Raw genomic sequence first — 18,923 nt, 5'->3', positions numbered from 1 at the left:
CCCCCCCCCGCCCCACACGAAATACCGGCATAATAGAGGGATGAACTTGTTTGCCCCCGCCTACCTCGACTTCCTGCCCGACTGGCTACGCCTCGCACTCGGCATAGCCGATATCCTCATCCGACTCGCAGCCCTCTGTTGGCTCCCCTACAACCGCAAACCCGTGGTTGCCCTGGGCTGGCTCATGGCCATCTTCTTCATCCCCTTCGTAGGGTTCATCGCATTCCTCGTCTTCGGCTCCTCGCGCCTGCCCGCCTACCGCCGCGCACGCCAACACGCCATGAACGACTTGATCCGCGAAGTCAGCGAGAACAAGCCCTTCCTCACCCGCACCGACGACCTCTCCGACCCCGCAAAGGCAGCCAGCCAGCTCAACTACACCCTGGGCTCACTCCCCCTGGTCGGCGGCAACCAATTCACCCTCCACACCGACAACCACGAGGCAATGGTCGCCATGGCGGAAGAAGTCGACCGCGCCACCAAATACGTGCACTTCGAGTTCTACATCACCGCCTACGACGAGGCGAGCGCAGTCCTCTGGGACGCCCTCTTCGCAGCCCACGAACGCGGTGTACAGGTGCGCGTACTCCTCGACCACATCGGCTCCTGCAAATACCCGTCCTATAAGAAACTCGTGAAAATGCTCAACGACTCGGGTATGCAGTGGCGCCTCATGCTGCCGCTCAAACCGTGGAAACTCAAGTGGCAGCGACCCGACCTGCGTAACCACCGCAAGGTCCTCGTCGTGGACGGACGCGTCGCGTTCTCCGGTTCGCAGAACGCTATTCACCGCTCCTACGACATGCCCGAAAACATTAAGAAGGGCTTGGAGTGGAAGGACCTGACCTTCTCCTGCACCGGCCCCATCGTTGAAGAGCTCAACGCCGTTTTCGTCTCCGACTGGTACTCCGAAACGAACCAGCTGATCCTGGCAGAAATTAACACCAATATCCCCTACTACAAGGATGGGATGCGCGCCCAGGTTGTGCCCTCCGGCCCCGGTTTTGAAACCGAAAACAACCTGCGCCTCATTAACTACCTGATCTACAACGCCGAGCGGCGTATTACCATCTGCTCGCCCTACTTCGTGCCCGAAGAGACCCTACTGCAGGCACTCACGAACGCCGCCTACTCCGGTATTGAAACCACCGTGATTGTGTGCGAGAAGGGCGACCAGTTCCTGCCGAACATGGCGCAGCGTTCCTACTACGAGCAGCTGCTGCAGGCGGGTGTGCGTATTCTGCAGTACCCCAGCCCGACCGTGTTGCACTCCAAGTTCATGATGGTCGACGACGAAATCGCGTTCATTGGCTCGTCCAATATGGACCCGCGTTCCTTCTCACTGAACATGGAAGTGTCAACGTTCGTCATTGACCGCGGCATGGTCGCGATGCTGGATGAAGTATGCGCCGAATACGAGCAGGTCTGCACCGAGCTGCTGTACACCCAGTGGGCGGAGCGCCCGCGCCGCATCAAGATGACGGAGAACCTCTGCCGACTGTGGTCATCGCTCCTCTAAACTATTTTTCGCACACTCGCAGGGTCTGAGTTTTCATCCCCGCACTCGCCAAAGGACTATCGGTTGCCCCTTCTAATTCGTAAAGCACGGCGCAAATTCGCTGAACTCGATGCACACGATGTAGCCCACCGCATCTCCGCGTACACCTACGGTAATTTCTTGGTGCTGGCGGCTCTGCTGAGCGTCTACGACGCGAACGCTATCTTTGACGGCACCGCGATTCTCTACATTACGGGTACCGGTCTGACCACCTACATTGCCCACGTCATCGCAGAAATGCAGGAGTACCGGGTACTGCACGGCGGCACCCCGCCGCGAGAATTCGTCAAGCACGCGCTGGGCAACGCAAGCCCGATTCTGGGTACGACCGTATACCCCGTGCTGTTGCTGATTCTGGCGGCAATCCTACCGCCCGGCGCCACCTACGAGATCATTTTTGACTACACTATTCTCCTCTGTCTTGCGACCGTGGTGTGGCGTATTTTTAGCCTCAACTTCGCGATTGCTCGCTACCGCGGCGAACCGCTCTGCTGGCGTACCTTCCGAAGCGCTGTGTGGCTCACCTTCGCCGTTATTGTTCTCGCGATTGTGAAGATTATGTTCACTCACGCTGGTAAATAACCTCAAAGCTCCCCTGAAGCTCAGATTAACCGAGATCAGGGGAGCTTTTGTATGCACCATCGCTGGGATGCGCCGGGCCACAAGCTAGAGCAGCGCTATACATTAGGACAGGGCTACCGGCTAGAGCCGTAGCTGGATGCTACATCGGCTCGCCCGGGCCCTTCAAATCGGCGAAGTACAAATACCACACGAAGAGCGCCACTGCAATGTAGAGAACCGTGCACAGGCTCAAAGTGATGATGTGGCGGCGGCGAGTAATACTCAAATACCCAATAAACTCACGGATAAAAGCATTCACCGCAAAATACAGCTTCGTACGAGCCCCCGCACCCCAGCATTCCAGACCCAGCGAACGTGCCAACAGCAACGCACGGAACAGGTGGTAGCTGGTTGTTACCACAGCAACTTTCGGGGTTTTACCCTCGGCAACCTCCGGCATCAAGGCGTAAGAGAAGAGCAGGTTCTCGCGGGTGTTCACCGCGCGGTCCTCCACAATAATGTCCGCCTCGGGAATGCCGCGGGATACAGCGTAGCGAGTCATCGCCACGCCCTCGGGCACCTCCTCATCCGCGCCCTGACCGCCAGACATAATCAGCTTCGAGCCGGGGTTCTTACGGTAAATTTCAATGCCGCGATCGATACGACCCGCCAACAGCGGAGTCACCTGGTCACCAATAAGACCCGAACCAAGCACCACCACATAGTCAGCCTGCTGGCGGAAATTTACCAGGTTCAACGCTGCCGCCACAGTAAAGCCCACCGCGTAGATAGTGAAATAGGTCAGCACCAGCGAAAAATAGAAATAAATAGTGCCCCACACGCCGCCAAACGGAACATTCTCCACCGAACCGGGAACAAAGAACGGCCCCACAATAAGAGCGACACCGGCAGCCAATGCCAAAGAATTAGTGAGCGAAAAACCCTCACGAGCAATAAGGCGCACACCGCTATAAAGGAACAGACCGGTCAAACCCAGAGGCGTAAAAAGCGAAAGAATCACCGGAATGATAACAATGAGGAGCGCCAGCACCAGCAAAATCTGGTTCTCTGACACAACCGCCATTGCGCCCAGGCTCGTACCCAGCAACCCCACGGTCACAATCAGTAGCCAGCCGACAAACACGCTACGGCGTTCCCGCAGGTAGAGGCAGATAAAAAGCACCGGCGAAAGCGCCGTCAGCGCGTACAGCACCACCAGCGGGATATATAGAGAAGAACCGGGAGGAGGAAGAAACTGCATAAATTGGATCCCAAAGAATAAGTAAAGTGTGCGCCCGCTGAAAATCGGGAGAATCAAAAAAATTCTTCACACAATTCTATCCCCACCGCTGTACATCTATCGCTGCAGGCCCGCCGCACACAAGCGCATGCAGAAAAGGCAAAAGGGCAAAAAGAAACACGCGACACCTCCGACATTGCATACTTTCGTATGCGGCGAATGTATCGCGCGTTCATTTCTACCCTGGACTAGTTTAGCGCCATAAACGGTTTCCCGTGTGGATTGAAGAAGGTTTAATCTGCAACCACTCCGGCGCAAGCAGGCGAACAGCCTTCGCACACCCCGACAAAGCAGTAATAATCGACTCGCAACGCTGATTAAACTCGCTCTGATGACGCTTATCCACAATCTGCCCCGGAAAATGGCGATGCATCTTCGACACAGAGTCGCTACTCTCCTGCAAACCGTGGCCCGTATGGCCCGGAACATGCTTCACCAGCACACGCTTCTCGCGGATAGCCTCCGTCAAAGCACGCATCTGAGCCACCACGCGCTCATCCTGAATACCCTCAGAAACCCACGCCTCAAAAGCCCAACGGCTATGCGCCAAACGCAATACAAACGTCAACGCACCCAAAGAATCCGTATGAATAATCAGGCGGCGCGAACCGCTATGGAACACCGTATAAGCCGCCAACATCGCAGACAGCTCACCGGTCATAATATTCACGCCATCATAGTGGGTATGAAAATAGAAGCCGTCCTCACTCACGCCGGCGATACCCATACGGCCGCCACGCTGATACTTCTTATTGTGAGTCGAACGGAACGAACAATCCGTGAAAACGCTATAGTCCTGCAGCTGGTCCAGCGGTCGAGGGGTCAGCGCCTCCTCCACCATCTCATCCACGGCGGTACGTGCCGCACACACCTCAGCCTGCATCCGCTCATACGCGGGCGTGCCAGCAAGCTTCACATGCACTTCCCCCAAAGAATGGTTATCGTACGGGTCCAGCACCTTCTCAAAGGCGCGGTACTCCATAATCCCCTTCAACTGGTCGCAATCACGGAAAAGCTGCTTCAGATTCTTACGGTCCGCAGCAATCGTCACCAGGTTCTGACGGTACTGCTCAGGAACCACATCCCACGCAGAAAGCACGGCACGACCCAGCAGACGCGGATGCACCTCATCACAGCATTCCATGAGGGAATGAACGTGAGTGAAAAGCATCGGCTCCTCATTCACCACGGTGCGGGTGCCGTCCTGCTTAGAAATAAAAACCACCGTCGACAACGCCGAATAACAAAAACCTTGCGCCTTACGATGCTCCTGAGCCACCGCAATCACAGCAACGCCCTGATCCGTGTACCCGGCAGGGTACGAGGCGCTATAGTCGGGCGCCTCCCAGGTCAGGGTGCATCGTTTGATATGCGCCGGTGAAAATCCCATGAGTGTCACCCCCCATGTGTGCCATACCGCGTCTCCTTCCATTCATGCGGTGTATCGTCCTCATTCTTTTATAGGTCGAAAAGAAAGGGGCACGCAAATATAAAACACCTTTTTTACAGTTAGCGAATGGATCACCGCAATTCCTCTCTCACGCCGGCACAGCACAAAACCCAGTACAGAACACAGCGCACAACACAGCGCGAGAAACCCCCGCGCATACCTCACCGAGGCGCGGGGAAAGGTGTACGGTAAAAGAGTCATATACGACGCGGCAACCGCCGCACCACCCCACAAGGAGAGCCCCATGATTGGTGTCTACGCCGGAGTATCCGTCAAGCCCGAGCACGTCGAAGAATTCCTCAAGACCATCGAACCGCTCGTGACCGCAAGCCGCCAGGACGAAGGCAACGTCAGCTACGACTTCGGTGCCGTCTCCGACACCGACTTCGCATTCATCGAGCGTTGGGAATCCCAGGAACTGCTCGAAAAGCACATGGGCACCGAACACTTCCAGAAGGCTGTCGCCGCATGGGAGCCGCTGCTCTCCTCCGAGCTGGACGTTCGCATCGTCAACTTCCGCTAAACGACGTTAAAGACCGAGGTGCCCGGCACCCCCTAAGTGAGGGGTGCCGGGCACCTTCGTATATCACCCTTGGAGACGAGCGCAGCTACTCGCGGCGCGCCTTTATGCTCGGTCTAGCGGCGTTCCAAACCGACCTCCACCGAATCAAGCGTGAAACCATTCGTCGCGCTCACGCAATGCACCTTACCGCTATTCACCGACTTGCAGGTGTAACCATACGCGGTCACCACCTGACCGGTCGGCAGTGCAGTAATACCCTCGGTATTCACCGGCTCCGGGGTGGCGGTCTGACCGACCAGGCTCACCTCGGGCGCCTGGCCCTGCACCATGTGCACGCGCTGCTGCGCCTTACCGGATGCGGCATCCCAGCCCTCCAGGGTCACGCCCACCAGCGCCTGGCAGTCCACACCTGACGGGGTCACCGAACACGCGACCTTAGAGTCCGGGCTGGTGAAACGCAGCGCCTCAACAGTCTTCGCAGAATCACCCTGACCGAAAGTGCCGCCACCGTACGCTTCAGCGAAAGTCAGCGTACCCGACAGCATGCGGGTCTGTGCCGGAATCAGCGCCAGGCGCGGCTTCTCAACGCTACCACCCTGCGTGAAGCAGGCACCCGTAATGTAGTCGCGGCCCTGCACCTTCGTAGCGCACTGGTACCACTCAACACTCGCCGCGCCGTCCTGGTTCTTGCGGCTGTTGAAGAGGCGCACCGCCTCCTGAGCCTTGGCACAATCCGAACCGTCATACACGTAAATACCGGCGGAACCACCCAGCAGGCTTGTCACACCGCAGCGGGTGCCCGCATCAATAGTGTTCGCAGAGCCACTCGCCGAGGCGTATGCCGCCTCGTACTCGGCGTCCGTGCTCGGCTCATCGGTCGGGGTTGCTACCGAGTCGTACGTTACCGGGGAATCCAGGCCGGCAGAGATCTGCACAGTATTCGGCTTCCAGGAGCCATCCGCCGCGGTGAACAGGGTCTTTGCATCAACGGGCGCAGAAGAAGTCGCCACCATCATCGGGGCGGTTTCAGAATCATCAGCCTGCGGCTGAGCAGAGCAAGAGCTCAAAGCGAGCGCACCGATACAGGCAAGAGCCGTCAGGGCACGACGAGTAAAAGCACGCTGTGCGCGTGCGGGCAGGGTAACCATGAATACGTCCTTGTGAGGGTTGCGAATTGCGTTGTGTTTGAGTGGTTGTGCTGAGTCGGTGAATCGGGTACCTAAATACCTTCTTACACCCTACTGCACCGCAACTGACAAGGCAATACGCCGCACCGGGTATCCCACGACGGTAAACAAATACGCGAACAAAGAACAGCGCCCCGCCCGCAGAAAAACCGCGGAACGGGGCGCCAGCCCATCAGGGCAAGATATTAAATTCTCACACGATACGTGAGGGGCTTATGCGTCCTCGGGCAGGATGCGCACGCCACCCTTATCGGCCGAAGCAGCCAGCATGCCGTACACCTTCAGAGCGTTCGAAACCTGACGCTCACGCGGCTTGGTCGGACGCCACGGTGCAGCGCCCTTCGCCTCGCGGCGAGCAGCAAGCTCCTCGTCCGAAACGTTCACACGCAGGATACGGTTGTTCACGTCAATCTCAATCTCGTCGCCGGTCTGCACCAGACCGATAGCGCCGCCAGCGGCCGCCTCCGGGGAGACGTGACCAATCGAAATACCCGAAGTACCACCGGAGAAACGACCGTCAGTAATCAGTGCACACTTCTTGCCGAGGCCCAGGCCCTTCAGGTAGGAGGTCGGGTACAGCATTTCCTGCATGCCGGGGCCGCCCTTCGGGCCCTCGTACTGGATGACGACAATGTCGCCTTCCTTCACGTTCTTCGACAGGATCTCGTACACGGCCTCGTCCTGCGACTCGACCACGAAGGCGCGACCCTTGAAGTGGAACAGCTCCTCATCAATACCAGCGGACTTGATGATCGCACCGTTCTGGGCAATGTTGCCGTACAGGACCGCCAGGCCGCCATCCTTGGTGTACGCGTGCTCCACGGAGCGGATGCAGCCGTTCTCAGCGTCGGTCTCGTGGGACTCGTACTTGTTCGCGGTGGAGAACGCCTGAGTGGTGCGCACGCCGCCGGGAGCCGCGAGGAACAGTTCCTTCGCCTTCTCGCTCGCCTTGCCGCTACGGATATCCCACTCATCCAGCCACTCGTCCAGCGAGTCAGCGTGAACAGAATGAACGTTCTTGTGCAGCAGGCCGGCACGGTTCAGCTCACCCAGCAGGGCGGGGATACCGCCGGCACGGTGCACGTGCTCAATGTGGTACTTAGTGGAGTTCGGGGCGACCTTCGCCAGGCAGGGAACCTGACGCGAAATACGGTCAATATCCTTCAGGGTGAAGTCAGCACCCGCCTCGTGAGCAATCGCCAGGGTGTGCAGCACGGTGTTGGTCGAACCGCCCATCGCCACATCCAGCGCCATAGCGTTCTCGAACGCTTCCTTAGTCGCAATGGAGCGGGGCAGAACCGACTCGTCATCCTGCTCGTAGTAGCGCTTGGACAGCTCAACGATGCGGCGGCCAGCATCCAGGAACAGCTCCTTACGAGCAACCTGAGTAGCCAAGGTGGTGCCGTTACCGGGCAGCGCCAGGCCAATCGCCTCATTCAGGCAGTTCATGGAGTTCGCGGTGAACATACCCGCGCACGAACCGCAGGTCGGGCACGCATTCTTCTCAATCTGGGCGAGCGCAGCGTCACTGACGCTGTCATCAACAGCCATCACCATGGCGTCCACCAGGTCGAGGCGGTGCTCAACAATACCCTCAATGCCCTCGCCGGACTCCATGGGGCCGCCAGAGACAAAGATGGTGGGGATGTTCAGGCGCATAGCCGCCAGAAGCATACCGGGGGTGATCTTGTCACAGTTAGAGATGCAGACCAGCGCGTCGGCACGGTGCGCGTTGACCATGTACTCGACCGAGTCAGCAATCAGATCGCGGGAAGGCAGCGAGTAGAGCATACCGTCGTGACCCATCGCGATACCGTCATCAACAGCGATGGTGTTAAATTCCTTGGCGACGCCGCCAGCCTCACGAATCGCGCCGGCGACCAGCTCACCCATGTCCTTCAGGTGCACGTGGCCGGGCACGAACTGGGTAAAGGAGTTCGCAATAGCAATAATGGGCTTGCCGAAGTCGTCATCGCCCATGCCGGTGGCACGCCACAGGGCGCGGGCACCAGCCATGTTACGGCCGTGAGTTGAAGTACGTGAACGCAGTTCTGGCATTGTTTTACCTTCCGTAGTGATGCAAGTACTGATTTTACGCGCGGCGTCCAACGCTCTTCAGCTCAGGGTCACTTTGGTTTCATGCATCGAAACGCGCACGAGCCTGCAACCGCCTATCGGTGGGAGGGTTGAGGCCACGGGGGTTGTGCCGGATCTGCGGCAGAATTGCCCCCTTTGGGGTATATGGGGGACATCACCCCATTATGCCCCCTAATCTGGAATGAGCCCAGGTTGCGGGCGTCGATATTCAGTCGGCGAACGCACCGGGAGGCGGCGGGCTGCCGTGCCTGCCGCGTACGGGCCTCGCTGTGCATACGTAGCAACATCCGTAGCACCGGCGCAGTTCGTTTCCAACGCACTGATTTATACACGCTTTTATACACGCTGAACCCTGCTTACGTTTCAGAAGGTTTCCATGACACAGGCACCCACCGCATCGCTCACCCTCACGCCGGCAACCAGCCCGGCAACCACCCCGGCAGGCGGCAAAGATTTTGCGTCCTCCGTCATCTACCAGGTGTACCCCAAGTCCTTCTACTCCTCGGCGGGTGGCGCCTACGGCGACCTGCGCGGCGTCATCGAGAAGGTGCCCTACATTGCATCCCTGGGCGTGGACATGGTGTGGTTCAACCCGTTCTTCGCCTCCCCGCAGAACGACAATGGCTACGACATCTCCGACTACTACGCCATCAACCCCGACCTGGGCACCATGAAGGACGTCGAAGAGATGATTGCCGCCCTTGCCAAGCACGGTGTGGGCGTCATGTTCGACATGGTGCTCAATCATGTTTCGACCGAGCACGAGTGGTTCCAGCGTGCGCTCGCCGGTGAGCGCGAGTACTGGGATTACTTCTACATTCGCCCCGGCAAATACACCGAGGACGGTCAGCTGCGCGAACCGACCAACTGGGAGTCGAAGTTCGGCGGCTCCTGCTGGTCCCGCTTTGGCGAGTACACGGATGAGCACGGCACTCCCCTGTTCTACATGCACCTGTACGACCGCACCCAGGCGGACGTGAACTGGTACAACCCGACTGTGCGCGACGAGCTGTTTAAGGTCGTGAACTTCTGGTACGAGAAGGGCGTGCGCGGCTTCCGTTTCGACGTCATTAACGTCATCGGTAAGGGTGAAGAGCTATTCGACGCCCCCGAAGGCACCGTGGACAAGGCACAATACACCGACACCCCGATTGTGCATACTCGCATTCAGCAGCTGAACCGCGCCTCGTTCGGTCAGTATGATGACACCGTGACCGTGGGCGAAATGTCCTCGACCAGCATCGAAAACTGCGTGGGCTACTCCAACCCGGTAAACCACGAGCTAGACATGGTGTTCAGCTTCCACCACCTGAAGGTGGACTACGAGAACGGCGAGAAGTGGTCGAAGGTGCCGTTCCGTTTTGCCGAGTTGAAGCAAATCCTGAACGAGTGGGCGCTGGGTATGCAGGCCGGCGGCGGCTGGAACGCGCTGTTCTGGAATAACCACGACCAGCCGCGCGCGCTGAACCGTTTTGGTGACGTTGAGCGTTACCGTGCCGAGTCGGCGACCATGCTGGCGACCGTAATTCACCTGCTACGCGGCACCCCATACGTGTACCAGGGCGAGGAAATCGGCATGATTGACCCGGTCTACTCCTCGATCGAGCAGTATGTGGATGTGGAGGCGCACAACGCCTACGCAATGCTGCGTGAGCGCGGTCTGAGCGAGCAGCAGGCCCTGGAGATTGTGGCGTCGAAGGCTCGCGATAATTCGCGTGTGCCGATGCAGTGGACCGCGGATCCGGTGATTGCCGGGTTTGGTTCCACGTCGCCGTGGCTGGCTCCCGCCCCGGTTCGTGATGCGGCGACCGGTGCCGGTATTTCGGTGGAAGATGAGGAACGCGACGGCATGATTCTGCCCTACTACCGCAACCTGATTGCCCTGCGTAAGCAGTACCCGGTCATCTCTGTGGGGTCGTACGCGCCCTACGCGCTAGATCACGAGCGGATGTTTGCGTACCTGCGTGAGCTTCCCGCCGAAGCTGAGAAGGGTAGCCCGGCGCAGCGTCTGCTGGTATTGACGAACTTCTACGGTGAGCCGACCGAGGTTGAGGTTCCGGCTGAGTTTGTTCGTTCCGGTCGCGTGCTGGTGTGTAATTACAAGAATTCTGCGGTCGACTCCACTGCGGCGGATTCTGCTGTATCTGATTCGGCTGAGACGGTGACGCTGAGCCTGCGCCCCTACGAGGCTCTGGCGCTGCTGATTGAGGGCTAAAAGCGGTTCCGCGCCTCTCCCCTAGCCTGTGGGGCGGGACGATATAAACCGACCTGGCAATATTCTATTTCGAGAATATTCCCAGGTCGGTTTTGTTTATAGACATTCCTATAGAGGAATTTATGTGGAATATCAGGCAGACTTTTAGAAGCCGTGCTCGTTCAGCCAGGCAGCCGCCCACTAATCAAAGTACATGCTAAATCTTAGTCGAGCATAGATATTCCCATAAAGAACTTTCAACTTCCCTAAAGTTACATTCATCCAGATACCCATTACTTCTAATGCATTTTTCAAGAATATTTAATTGCGATTCCAAAATCTCAATATTATGAAATATTTTATTGGAGGACATAAGTGCTGTATCCCAAATATCTTCCACTCCACCAGACATGGATCCAGAGAAATCACGAGGCAAATGATTCGACTCTATCTGGATGCGTAACGCTTCAGACACCTTAGGTGCCTGCGTAAGCTCCAATAGATTTAAATTTACAGAATTACTTTCTGCATATTTAATCTTCGATAGATACTCTGTGGAACGCTGTACATATGATGACATAAGGCAGATAAAATCATTTACACTCGCTAATGCAAATCGAATGCCGAAATTCATAAATGACGACTGACTATAGCATTCAACTCCTTTATCTGTTATTGAAAAAAGAGGATTTGCAGAAGGCTGACCTAACGATTTATCAATGCGAGAAGCTAAGCCAGTTAGAGATTCTTCAGAAACCTCAAGTATTGGTGATATATCCCTAATTGAAACTGGTAGTTGCGGGGGAGTGTTCCAGGCACTCCGGAATACACCAATTTCATCAAAAATTCCTCCAAAAAATTTACCTTTATATGGAGGAGGAGGAGAAATAGCGAAATTTCCAAGCATACACAAAAATCGTGAGAATGCAGAAAGCAATGCATGCAATACCATATATGCATATGCGGTGGATATATAGTTTCCATTTATCAAGGAAATAATATCCCCCGCGTTCCATTCACGTTGACAACCAAAAACTGAATATACAACCCATGCCCCCGGAACAACATCTCCAGAACCATAGGAAAGGTTTGAAGGAATGGATATGCTATATTCTTCACCTGCAATATTATATAAATCAACAAAAGTATCGGTCGAAAGCCCGCTACCACCTAATGAAATTTGCAATAATTTAGCACCAATAATTGCCCTAGATGTAAATTTATCAAGTTTTTCAGGTTGACCTAAAAGGTGAGATTTTAGGAGTAAGTTTTGCTCTTTAGATGACGCAGAAACATTATCGTTCGGCCCAAACAAAGTTGTAAACCCATACGCCGATTGCCGCTTTTCACTAAGAGCAATATCTATCAGCTGACGCTCCGTTGCCAAAAGAGATTTGGATTCTTGGAAATCTACTGGAAGAACCTTTCCCCACACATAACGATGGAGTCTTGCTAGATTCCTTCTATCATTTTTTGTTACCACGATTACCTCTGATTCTAATAGAACAAAATGCAATAACTGTCAGAGCTATTGAAAGAATGAACCAAAAATCAAAACTAACACTCCGAATAAAATTAGCAATATCTAACGCCAAGAACCCATCACCCGGAATTTTATCAACCCCACCATTATATGTTGCATCAACTACACCCAAGAGAGTCTGGATTATAGTCAAAAGTGCCAGAATAATCAATGCAACGTCAACTGTCTTTTGATAATTCCACTGGCGAAGTTCATTTTTTTGAGTATTGATAGACTCAAGCATATCAAGTCTTAGTTTTAGGCTATCTTTTAGGTTCAATATATTCCAAAACTCCAGAGAATCTTGTGCTACATTCGCACGTACCCCTTGAATATCCGAATATAATTCATCAAGAGAAATGGTTACAACCGAATAGTCAACAGACAAATCAAGAATTTTCTGCGCATTCGATTTATAGTTCATGTTTTTATCTTCATCACGGGCAAGGTCTCTACTTACTGCTTGCGCTCTATCCAGGAGATATTCGTGATGAATCCATATTCTTTGGGCATCCATATTGCCCTTTAGATACTCCCTAAAGTATTCATGAATACAATCTCCGTCAATTGTATTTTTATCTTTTAGTCGAATAATATTATTTGCCCACGAGATCTCCATTTTCGCGCTTAAGAATTCGCCTGAATCATTAAATAGATTTATATCAGATTCTTTTGGTTCCTTAACTAACCATAGTTTTAAATGCTCTTCCGGAGTTTTCTCATCCACGTCAATAACTAGTGTTCGACTTATCCATAGATAGTCGTATTTACTCCATTTTTCACCAGCCATCACACTGTCTACCATTTTTTTACACAAATCTTCACAAGCAATTCTAGACTCGATAGAATAGTCATTTGCCATAGCTATATAAAAACTTAATATAGGAACGCCCTGAGAAATGGAGACCCAGAGCCTTCCTTTATTTATATATTTATCCATATCTTCAGGAATTACTAGAGGAATTTCCTGCAAATCTTGAGAAAGTTCTACGGCAATATAACTTTCACTACCAGCAATCGATGTTAATTTACCCCTATCAGGCCCTTTATTTGACCCTTTCCTGTAGAATTGCTGATACGGAAGGTGTGCATTTCCAGGGGCGTACCCCTTTTCACGAATTGGAACGACAAGAATAATATCCAATATATTTCCCCCATAGTTATGCTTTTATGAGCAGATCAAGGTATCAATATGCTCTACCAATTGTCTCACATATAACTCAAATATGTTTAATCTTTAACAAGACGGGCGCGCGCCTGTGCCTCCTTGCGGGAGGCGCCGAGCAGGCGCGGTACGGTGGCAATATTCTGCGCGACGGTGCGGTGCGGCATGAGCCCGCCCTGCTGCATCACGTAGCCAATGCCGCGGCGCAGCTCGTAGGGGTTCTTCTCGTGCACGTTCACGCCGTCAATGGTGATGGTGCCGCTATTGGGCTCCACCATGCGGTTAATCATGCGTAGACTAGTGGTTTTACCGCAGCCGGAGGGGCCGACGAACACGGTAATCTGCCCGGCGGGAATATGCAGGTTCAGGTTCTGCAGCACCGTGGTGGGTTCACCGGTTCGGCTCGGGTAGCTTTTGGTGATGTTCTCGAAGCGGATTCCGCCCGCCTGCGCGCTACCAGTGGCAGTATTTTTTGCCCAGGGAATCTGAGGTGAGTCCTCTAGGTGTTGGTGAGTTGAATTTTGGGCGGCTGAATTTTGGGCAGTCATGGGTGCGTTGGTGCTTTCTGCAGTGGCTATAGGGCAGGTGACTCTGTATACAATCTGTATACAATTCTATATACGAAAAGGCGGCATCTCAGGGTTTTATTCCCAAGATGCCGCCTTTTCGACGGTTTTGCAGTATCTGCAACCGCAAAGTTTTTTAAAAACAAAACCCGCCCCACTGTAGAAGCCTGGAGGCGGATTTCGTGGCTCCGACCGGCGTCGATCCGGTGACCTTACGATTTTCAGTCGTACGCTCTACCAACTGAGCTACAGAGCCTTGCGTATTTACTTTTAGATACGCAATGACCGCGTCTTCGGATGAATAATCATCTGAACTTACGCGGCCAGAGCGACCCCGACGGGACTTGAACCCGCGACCTCCGCCGTGACAGGGCGGCGCGCTAACCAACTGCGCTACGGGGCCTTGTTGGAATCAACAGAAGTAAACTCTATATCATCTAACTTGGCTTTGCAAATCGTGAGATTTGCAAGTACCCCCAACGGGATTTGAACCCGTGCTACCGCCGTGAAAGGGCGGCGTCCTAGGCCGCTAGACGATGGGGGCCTAGTCGATCGAACAGGTTCCGTTTTCTTCATCCCGTCGTTCGAACCTCCACTAGTCTATGACAGGTTTGCGGAGGCACGCAAACCGTTTTGTTCGATTTTGCCCGATTTTGACCCCCATTTTCGACCATTTATAGCCTGGCACATATGTGTTTAAGCTTGTCAATGAGGATTCAGAGAAACTTCAAAAAATTTTAAAATTTCTTCACAACACCCCAAATCAGGGGCTTTTGGAAGGTTTTTAGACACGTTTGGGTACCTACAGGAGCCCAGAGAAAGACTTTTTCGCCACCTCCATTTCTACAGATTTTCTACAAACTCCTCCGAAACTCCTCCGAAATTTTGTTTTGAAGATGCCGGCATCAGTCCCGCAAGAATTCCGAAAACCCACCTTCACATCTCTTATACACCCCTCTTATGCGCATCGCAGCGGCCAAAAAACTCCACAATATCTCCAAAAAATTTTCGACAACTTTCTACACGCTTATATAGGACATGCAGGCAAGACGCTACCCTGGGTGCAAATATCTGCAAGAGAGTGCACGGCAACACCTCTTTAGGGGGGTTCACCCCAGCCTCCCCGGAGCCCTCAAAAATGTGCCGCGCAAAGCAACTACAGGCCAGAATGCACATAGATGCAAATATTCACTCTTGGGAATACAATAAACCAGCTTGTCAGACGCTTATTTTTCTCTCAGTGCAGATATCTACGCAATTATGACGACGCAGAAATATAAAGATTTGATAAACCTCTAGCGATTGACAAGGAGAGATGAAAGCTGGCTGAAAATACCCCCTGAAATAGCTTGAAGCCCCCTCTTTGAGCACCGTACTATAGAGGGCGTGAGGTCACTTCCGGACCTTGCACGGGGCCACTTCCGGAGCCCCAGACGTAAAGTCACCGCACATTACAGCACCGATAAACCGCATAGAGATCCAAAGGGGGATCCAGTGTCCGCAACGATGAATCGCCGCATGGCATTCCGTGCACTCGGCGTAGGCACCGCAACCATCGCTCTCGGCTGTGTAGCTGCACCCGCAGCGCAGGCACAGCAGATGGCGCACCCGCAGAAGGCAATGACTGCCGACCAGCAGCTCAAGCTGATCCTGCGCCGCCTAGAGCAGGTACCTGCCCGTTTGAAGTATGCGAAGCCTGGATCCTCCAACCGCGTTAATAGCGGCATTGAGAGCGCACTGGGCAACCTGACCACCGTCCAGGGCACTGACGCAGGCCGTCAGATTGCAAGCGCTAAGGCCGCTGTTCGTAAGTCTGATGGACGCGCCCACGCAGCGCTCTCCCCCGTTGGTGTTATTGCCTGCGTTGTCAGTATTGCAAAGTTTGTCATTCAGCTGGGCATCGCCATTTACAAGCTTATTAAGGCACTCGTTAACGCCTTCAAGCAGTGGAAGACCTTCAAGAACATCGTGAAGGCCGTTATTTCTGGTGAAGCCCGCAAGAAGCTGGGTACTGAAACTGAAACCGTACTCAAGGCCATTTTGGGCATTGAAGACGTCCTCAAAAAGTGTGCATAGTCTACACACCGTACGGCTATGCGCTTGTTTAGAGAGCTAATCTTGGTGTTTCTTTAGCTTTCTAGACCCCGTTAAGGGATGCGCCGCACGTGGAGTCACTGCATGGGCTCGTTGCGCGTCCGGGTAGCCGGAGGGTATGTCCTCGAGTGTCTTCGGCACCTACCCAACCCACCCCGCATGACCTCATGGTGCGGGGTGGGTTTTCTTTAACCTCTCTTTCGGGCGAGCGCTTCTCGAGCTTCCTCCCCGTGGCTCCCCTGTTTCCTGCCGCCCCCGCCTCCTTATGTATAGACAAAAATCGACCCCGCACCGGCTCACGGTACGGGGTCGATTTCTATGTTCTACGTGCTAGAAGATTACTCGCCGCGGGAGATGTTAATCATCTCGTCGCGGTCCACAACCTTCACGCGGGCGCGAGGCTCACCGGCAGCATCCTTGGATGCTGCGCCCAGTGCCTTCTCGTGGTCGTCCAGGCGGTGCCAGCCTTCCCAGGTGGTGTACTTGATGCCCTTGGAATCCAGGTAGGCGCTGAATGCCTCTGCCTCCGGCTCGGATGCGGTGTAGAGGTTCTCGCGGTCCTCGAGCAGGTGGGTGATGGTCTCGAGTGCGTCAGACTTGGTGGAGCCGATCAGGCCGACGGGGCCGCGCTTAATCCAACCGGATGCGTACAGGCCGGGAACGACTTCGCCGTTCTCGTCCACGACGCGACCCTCAACGTTGGTGATGACGCCGCGCTTGTCGTCGTAACCGATTTCGGGCAGTTCGGAACCGAAGTAGCCGATTGCACGGTAGACGGCCTGTACGGGGTAGTCCACGTACTCGCCGGTGCCGATGATGCCGCCGTTGCCGTCGAGCTTGTTGCGTTCCATGCGCAGGCCCACGACCTTGCCGTCTTCGCCGAGGATTTCGTGCGGGGACTGCAGGAAGTGCAGGTGCAGGCGGCGGGATGCGGTCTGCTCGTTGTTCTTCTGGTCTTCCAGCCAGCCGCGCAGGGTCTTCATCATGACCTTGGTCTGGGCGTTCTTCTCCATTGCTTCCTCGGAAGCCTCGTCGAACTGGAAGTCCTCTTCGTACAGGACGATGTCCACGTCGCGGGAGTGTGCGAGTTCGCGCAGCTCGAGCGGGGTGAACTTCATCTGTGCGGGGCCGCGGCGACCGAAGACGTGCACGTCGGTCACGGGGGAAGCCTTCAGGCCCTGGTAGACGTTGTCGGGGATTTCGGTGACGAGCAGGTCGTCAGCGTGCTTGGAGAGGATGCGGGAGACGTCCAGGGCGACGTTGCCGTTACCGAGCACTGCAACCTGCTCAGCTTCGAGCGGCCAGGTGCGGGGGTAGTCGGGGTGGCCGTCGTACCAGGAGACGAAGTCTGCTGCGCCGTAGGAGCCGTCCAGGTCGATGCCCTTAATGTTCAGGGGTGCATCAAAAATCGCGCCGGTTGCGAAGATGATGGCGTCGTAGTGTTCGCGCAGGTCGGCGAGGGTCAGGTCCTTGCCGTATTCGACATTGCCGAAGAAACGGATGTCACCGCGGTCCAGGACCTTGTGCAGCGCGGTGATGATGCCCTTGATGCGGGGGTGATCCGGTGCCACACCGTAGCGGATCAGGCCGAAGGGGGCGGGGTAGCGGTCGAAGATGTCGATGGCGACCTCGACGGCGCCGGTGCGGACCTCTTCAGACTTGGTGAGGATATCGGCGGTGTAAATACCGGCGGGACCTGCACCAATAACGGCGACGCGCAGGGGGCGTGCTGCTTCAGACACGAAAATCTTCCTTTCGAAGTTCACCGTCCGGCGCCCAGTGCGGCGCGAACAGGCGGTGAGCTTAGTGTTCACTTCTTGCCTATTTTACCGGGGATTGACGGGTGTTCGGGGGCTTATATGTCTTCGCCCACTAAATAGGACAATTTTCTGTCACCTAATCCGGGCGGGGGTCGCGTAATTCAGGAGGAGTCACCTAATCCGGGCAGCGCGGCGCATCCGGCCCCGTGTAGCTCCGCACGCAGTGGGCATAAAAACTGCCCCGCCCTCCGAGGTGCAGGAGGGCGGGGCAGGGTAACGAAGACTAGAAAGCAGGGACTAGGAGGCGGGTACCGCCTCGAAGGTTACGACCAGTTCCTCGCGTTCACCGAAGCGAACCAGGTGGCGGTCCAGCACATCCACCAGACCAGCAGCCAACTCGTCGTTTTCGGCGCGCACCTCCAGGACGAGGGCACCGTCGGTTTCGCGCAGGTCACCGTAGCCGCGGAAAATGCCGTCGCGGTTGAAGGTGAGGCGCAGACCGTCGGGCAGTTCTGCGGTGCCGAGCTTGCGGCCCATGTGCGAGCCGAGCTGCTTGATGTATCGGGCGGGGCGGTCGGTTGCTACGATGGCGCGCTGGCGTACCGGCAGGGATTCCGCGGCGGGGTAATTCTCAGCGGTGTTTTCTTGGGGAGTTTCAGTCACGGTGGGTTCCTTCTCATCTATGCCGAATTCTCATCTATGCCGGAAAAGGCTCACCACACAGAACCTGGCATCCGGCGACGCATGTTTCACCTCGAATATAGCAGAAACTTAGGGTCTACTAACCTAACAAACTATCATTGTTCGCGCAGAGGCGAGAGATAGTTACCGCTATTACGCCCCCAAAAAATCTCTGAACGAAAGCTGGGAATTTCCTGGATTAACGCTTAGAGAAACTTTAACCGTAGAATATTTCGGTACAACAGTGTCACCTCCCCAACACACC

The 18,923-nt window shown here is 55.0% G+C and carries 14 protein-coding genes and 3 tRNA genes; 5 read left to right on the top strand and 12 right to left on the bottom strand.

What is annotated here, in order from left to right; all coding sequences use genetic code 11:
* The first annotated feature begins 40 nt into the window (after window positions 1–40).
* Window positions 41–1,519 carry a cardiolipin synthase gene (gene cls, locus HMPREF3055_RS00195; protein ID WP_070737244.1) on the top strand — a complete coding sequence of 493 codons (1,479 nt, stop codon included), beginning with the start codon at window positions 41–43 and terminating at the stop codon, window positions 1,517–1,519.
* 63 nt (window positions 1,520–1,582) lie between these two features.
* Window positions 1,583–2,140, top strand: coding sequence for a hypothetical protein (locus HMPREF3055_RS00190; RefSeq protein ID WP_049340248.1), 558 nt, complete (start codon window positions 1,583–1,585; stop codon window positions 2,138–2,140).
* A 139-nt stretch (window positions 2,141–2,279) separates the two neighbouring features.
* On the opposite strand, the gene HMPREF3055_RS00185 is transcribed toward HMPREF3055_RS00190, so the two are convergent.
* Entirely contained in the window at window positions 2,280–3,380 is a 1,101-nt protein-coding gene (locus tag HMPREF3055_RS00185) for a YdcF family protein (RefSeq protein WP_246826862.1), read from the bottom strand.
* Between the two features lie 232 nt (window positions 3,381–3,612).
* Entirely contained in the window at window positions 3,613–4,809 is a 1,197-nt protein-coding gene (locus tag HMPREF3055_RS00180; protein ID WP_070541814.1) for an RNase H family protein, read from the bottom strand.
* Between the two features lie 304 nt (window positions 4,810–5,113).
* Between HMPREF3055_RS00180 and HMPREF3055_RS00175 the strand changes: the two genes are divergently transcribed.
* On the top strand, window positions 5,114–5,392 hold the full coding sequence (locus HMPREF3055_RS00175; RefSeq protein WP_044150828.1) for a putative quinol monooxygenase: 279 nt from the start codon (window positions 5,114–5,116) through the stop codon (window positions 5,390–5,392).
* Between the two features lie 113 nt (window positions 5,393–5,505).
* Here HMPREF3055_RS00175 and HMPREF3055_RS00170 read toward each other — a convergent pair whose 3' ends face one another.
* Entirely contained in the window at window positions 5,506–6,540 is a 1,035-nt protein-coding gene (locus HMPREF3055_RS00170; RefSeq protein WP_049338253.1) for a hypothetical protein, read from the bottom strand.
* A 252-nt stretch (window positions 6,541–6,792) separates the two neighbouring features.
* Complete coding sequence (gene ilvD, locus HMPREF3055_RS00165; RefSeq protein WP_070737240.1) at window positions 6,793–8,637, bottom strand: dihydroxy-acid dehydratase; 1,845 nt, start codon at window positions 8,635–8,637, stop codon at window positions 6,793–6,795.
* 415 nt (window positions 8,638–9,052) lie between these two features.
* On the opposite strand from ilvD, the gene HMPREF3055_RS00160 reads away from it, so the two are divergent.
* The gene (locus HMPREF3055_RS00160; protein WP_070737237.1) at window positions 9,053–10,891 is read left to right on the top strand and encodes an alpha,alpha-phosphotrehalase; all 1,839 of its coding nucleotides are present in this window, start codon (window positions 9,053–9,055) and stop codon (window positions 10,889–10,891) included.
* Window positions 10,892–11,087: 196 nt separating this feature from the next.
* On the opposite strand, the gene HMPREF3055_RS09050 is transcribed toward HMPREF3055_RS00160, so the two are convergent.
* From HMPREF3055_RS09050 to HMPREF3055_RS00135, 6 genes are all read right to left on the bottom strand, one after another.
* Complete coding sequence (locus HMPREF3055_RS09050) at window positions 11,088–12,353, bottom strand: aromatic amino acid lyase (RefSeq protein WP_168166570.1); 1,266 nt, start codon at window positions 12,351–12,353, stop codon at window positions 11,088–11,090.
* Window positions 12,337–13,536, bottom strand: coding sequence for a hypothetical protein (locus HMPREF3055_RS09180; protein WP_141758460.1), 1,200 nt, complete (start codon window positions 13,534–13,536; stop codon window positions 12,337–12,339). The genes HMPREF3055_RS09050 and HMPREF3055_RS09180 overlap by 17 nt, the downstream gene beginning before the upstream one ends.
* An 86-nt stretch (window positions 13,537–13,622) precedes the next feature.
* On the bottom strand, window positions 13,623–14,105 hold the full coding sequence (locus HMPREF3055_RS00150) for an ATP-binding cassette domain-containing protein (protein ID WP_371326324.1): 483 nt from the start codon (window positions 14,103–14,105) through the stop codon (window positions 13,623–13,625).
* A 201-nt stretch (window positions 14,106–14,306) separates the two neighbouring features.
* Window positions 14,307–14,379: transfer RNA gene (locus HMPREF3055_RS00145), tRNA-Phe, on the bottom strand.
* Window positions 14,380–14,452: 73 nt separating this feature from the next.
* Window positions 14,453–14,526 (bottom strand) — tRNA-Asp (locus HMPREF3055_RS00140).
* A 68-nt stretch (window positions 14,527–14,594) separates the two neighbouring features.
* Window positions 14,595–14,667 (bottom strand) — tRNA-Glu (locus HMPREF3055_RS00135).
* Between the two features lie 950 nt (window positions 14,668–15,617).
* On the opposite strand from HMPREF3055_RS00135, the gene HMPREF3055_RS00130 reads away from it, so the two are divergent.
* Complete coding sequence (locus HMPREF3055_RS00130; RefSeq protein ID WP_049358906.1) at window positions 15,618–16,199, top strand: hypothetical protein; 582 nt, start codon at window positions 15,618–15,620, stop codon at window positions 16,197–16,199.
* Between the two features lie 356 nt (window positions 16,200–16,555).
* Here the strand turns inward: HMPREF3055_RS00130 and HMPREF3055_RS00125 are convergent, their stop codons facing one another.
* Window positions 16,556–17,959 carry an FAD-dependent oxidoreductase gene (locus HMPREF3055_RS00125; RefSeq protein WP_070737232.1) on the bottom strand — a complete coding sequence of 468 codons (1,404 nt, stop codon included), beginning with the start codon at window positions 17,957–17,959 and terminating at the stop codon, window positions 16,556–16,558.
* Between the two features lie 315 nt (window positions 17,960–18,274).
* Window positions 18,275–18,640: a DUF2218 domain-containing protein gene (locus HMPREF3055_RS00120; protein ID WP_070737228.1), complete on the bottom strand. Its 366-nt coding sequence runs from the start codon at window positions 18,638–18,640 to the stop codon at window positions 18,275–18,277.
* Between the last annotated feature and the right edge of the window lie 283 nt (window positions 18,641–18,923).

It is taken from the genome of Rothia sp. HMSC061C12, from assembly GCF_001815755.1.
Lineage (GTDB): Bacteria > Actinomycetota > Actinomycetes > Actinomycetales > Micrococcaceae > Rothia > Rothia mucilaginosa.
The sequence above is the reverse complement of the archived record's forward strand: the minus strand, read 5'-3'. Positions and strand labels throughout refer to the sequence as shown.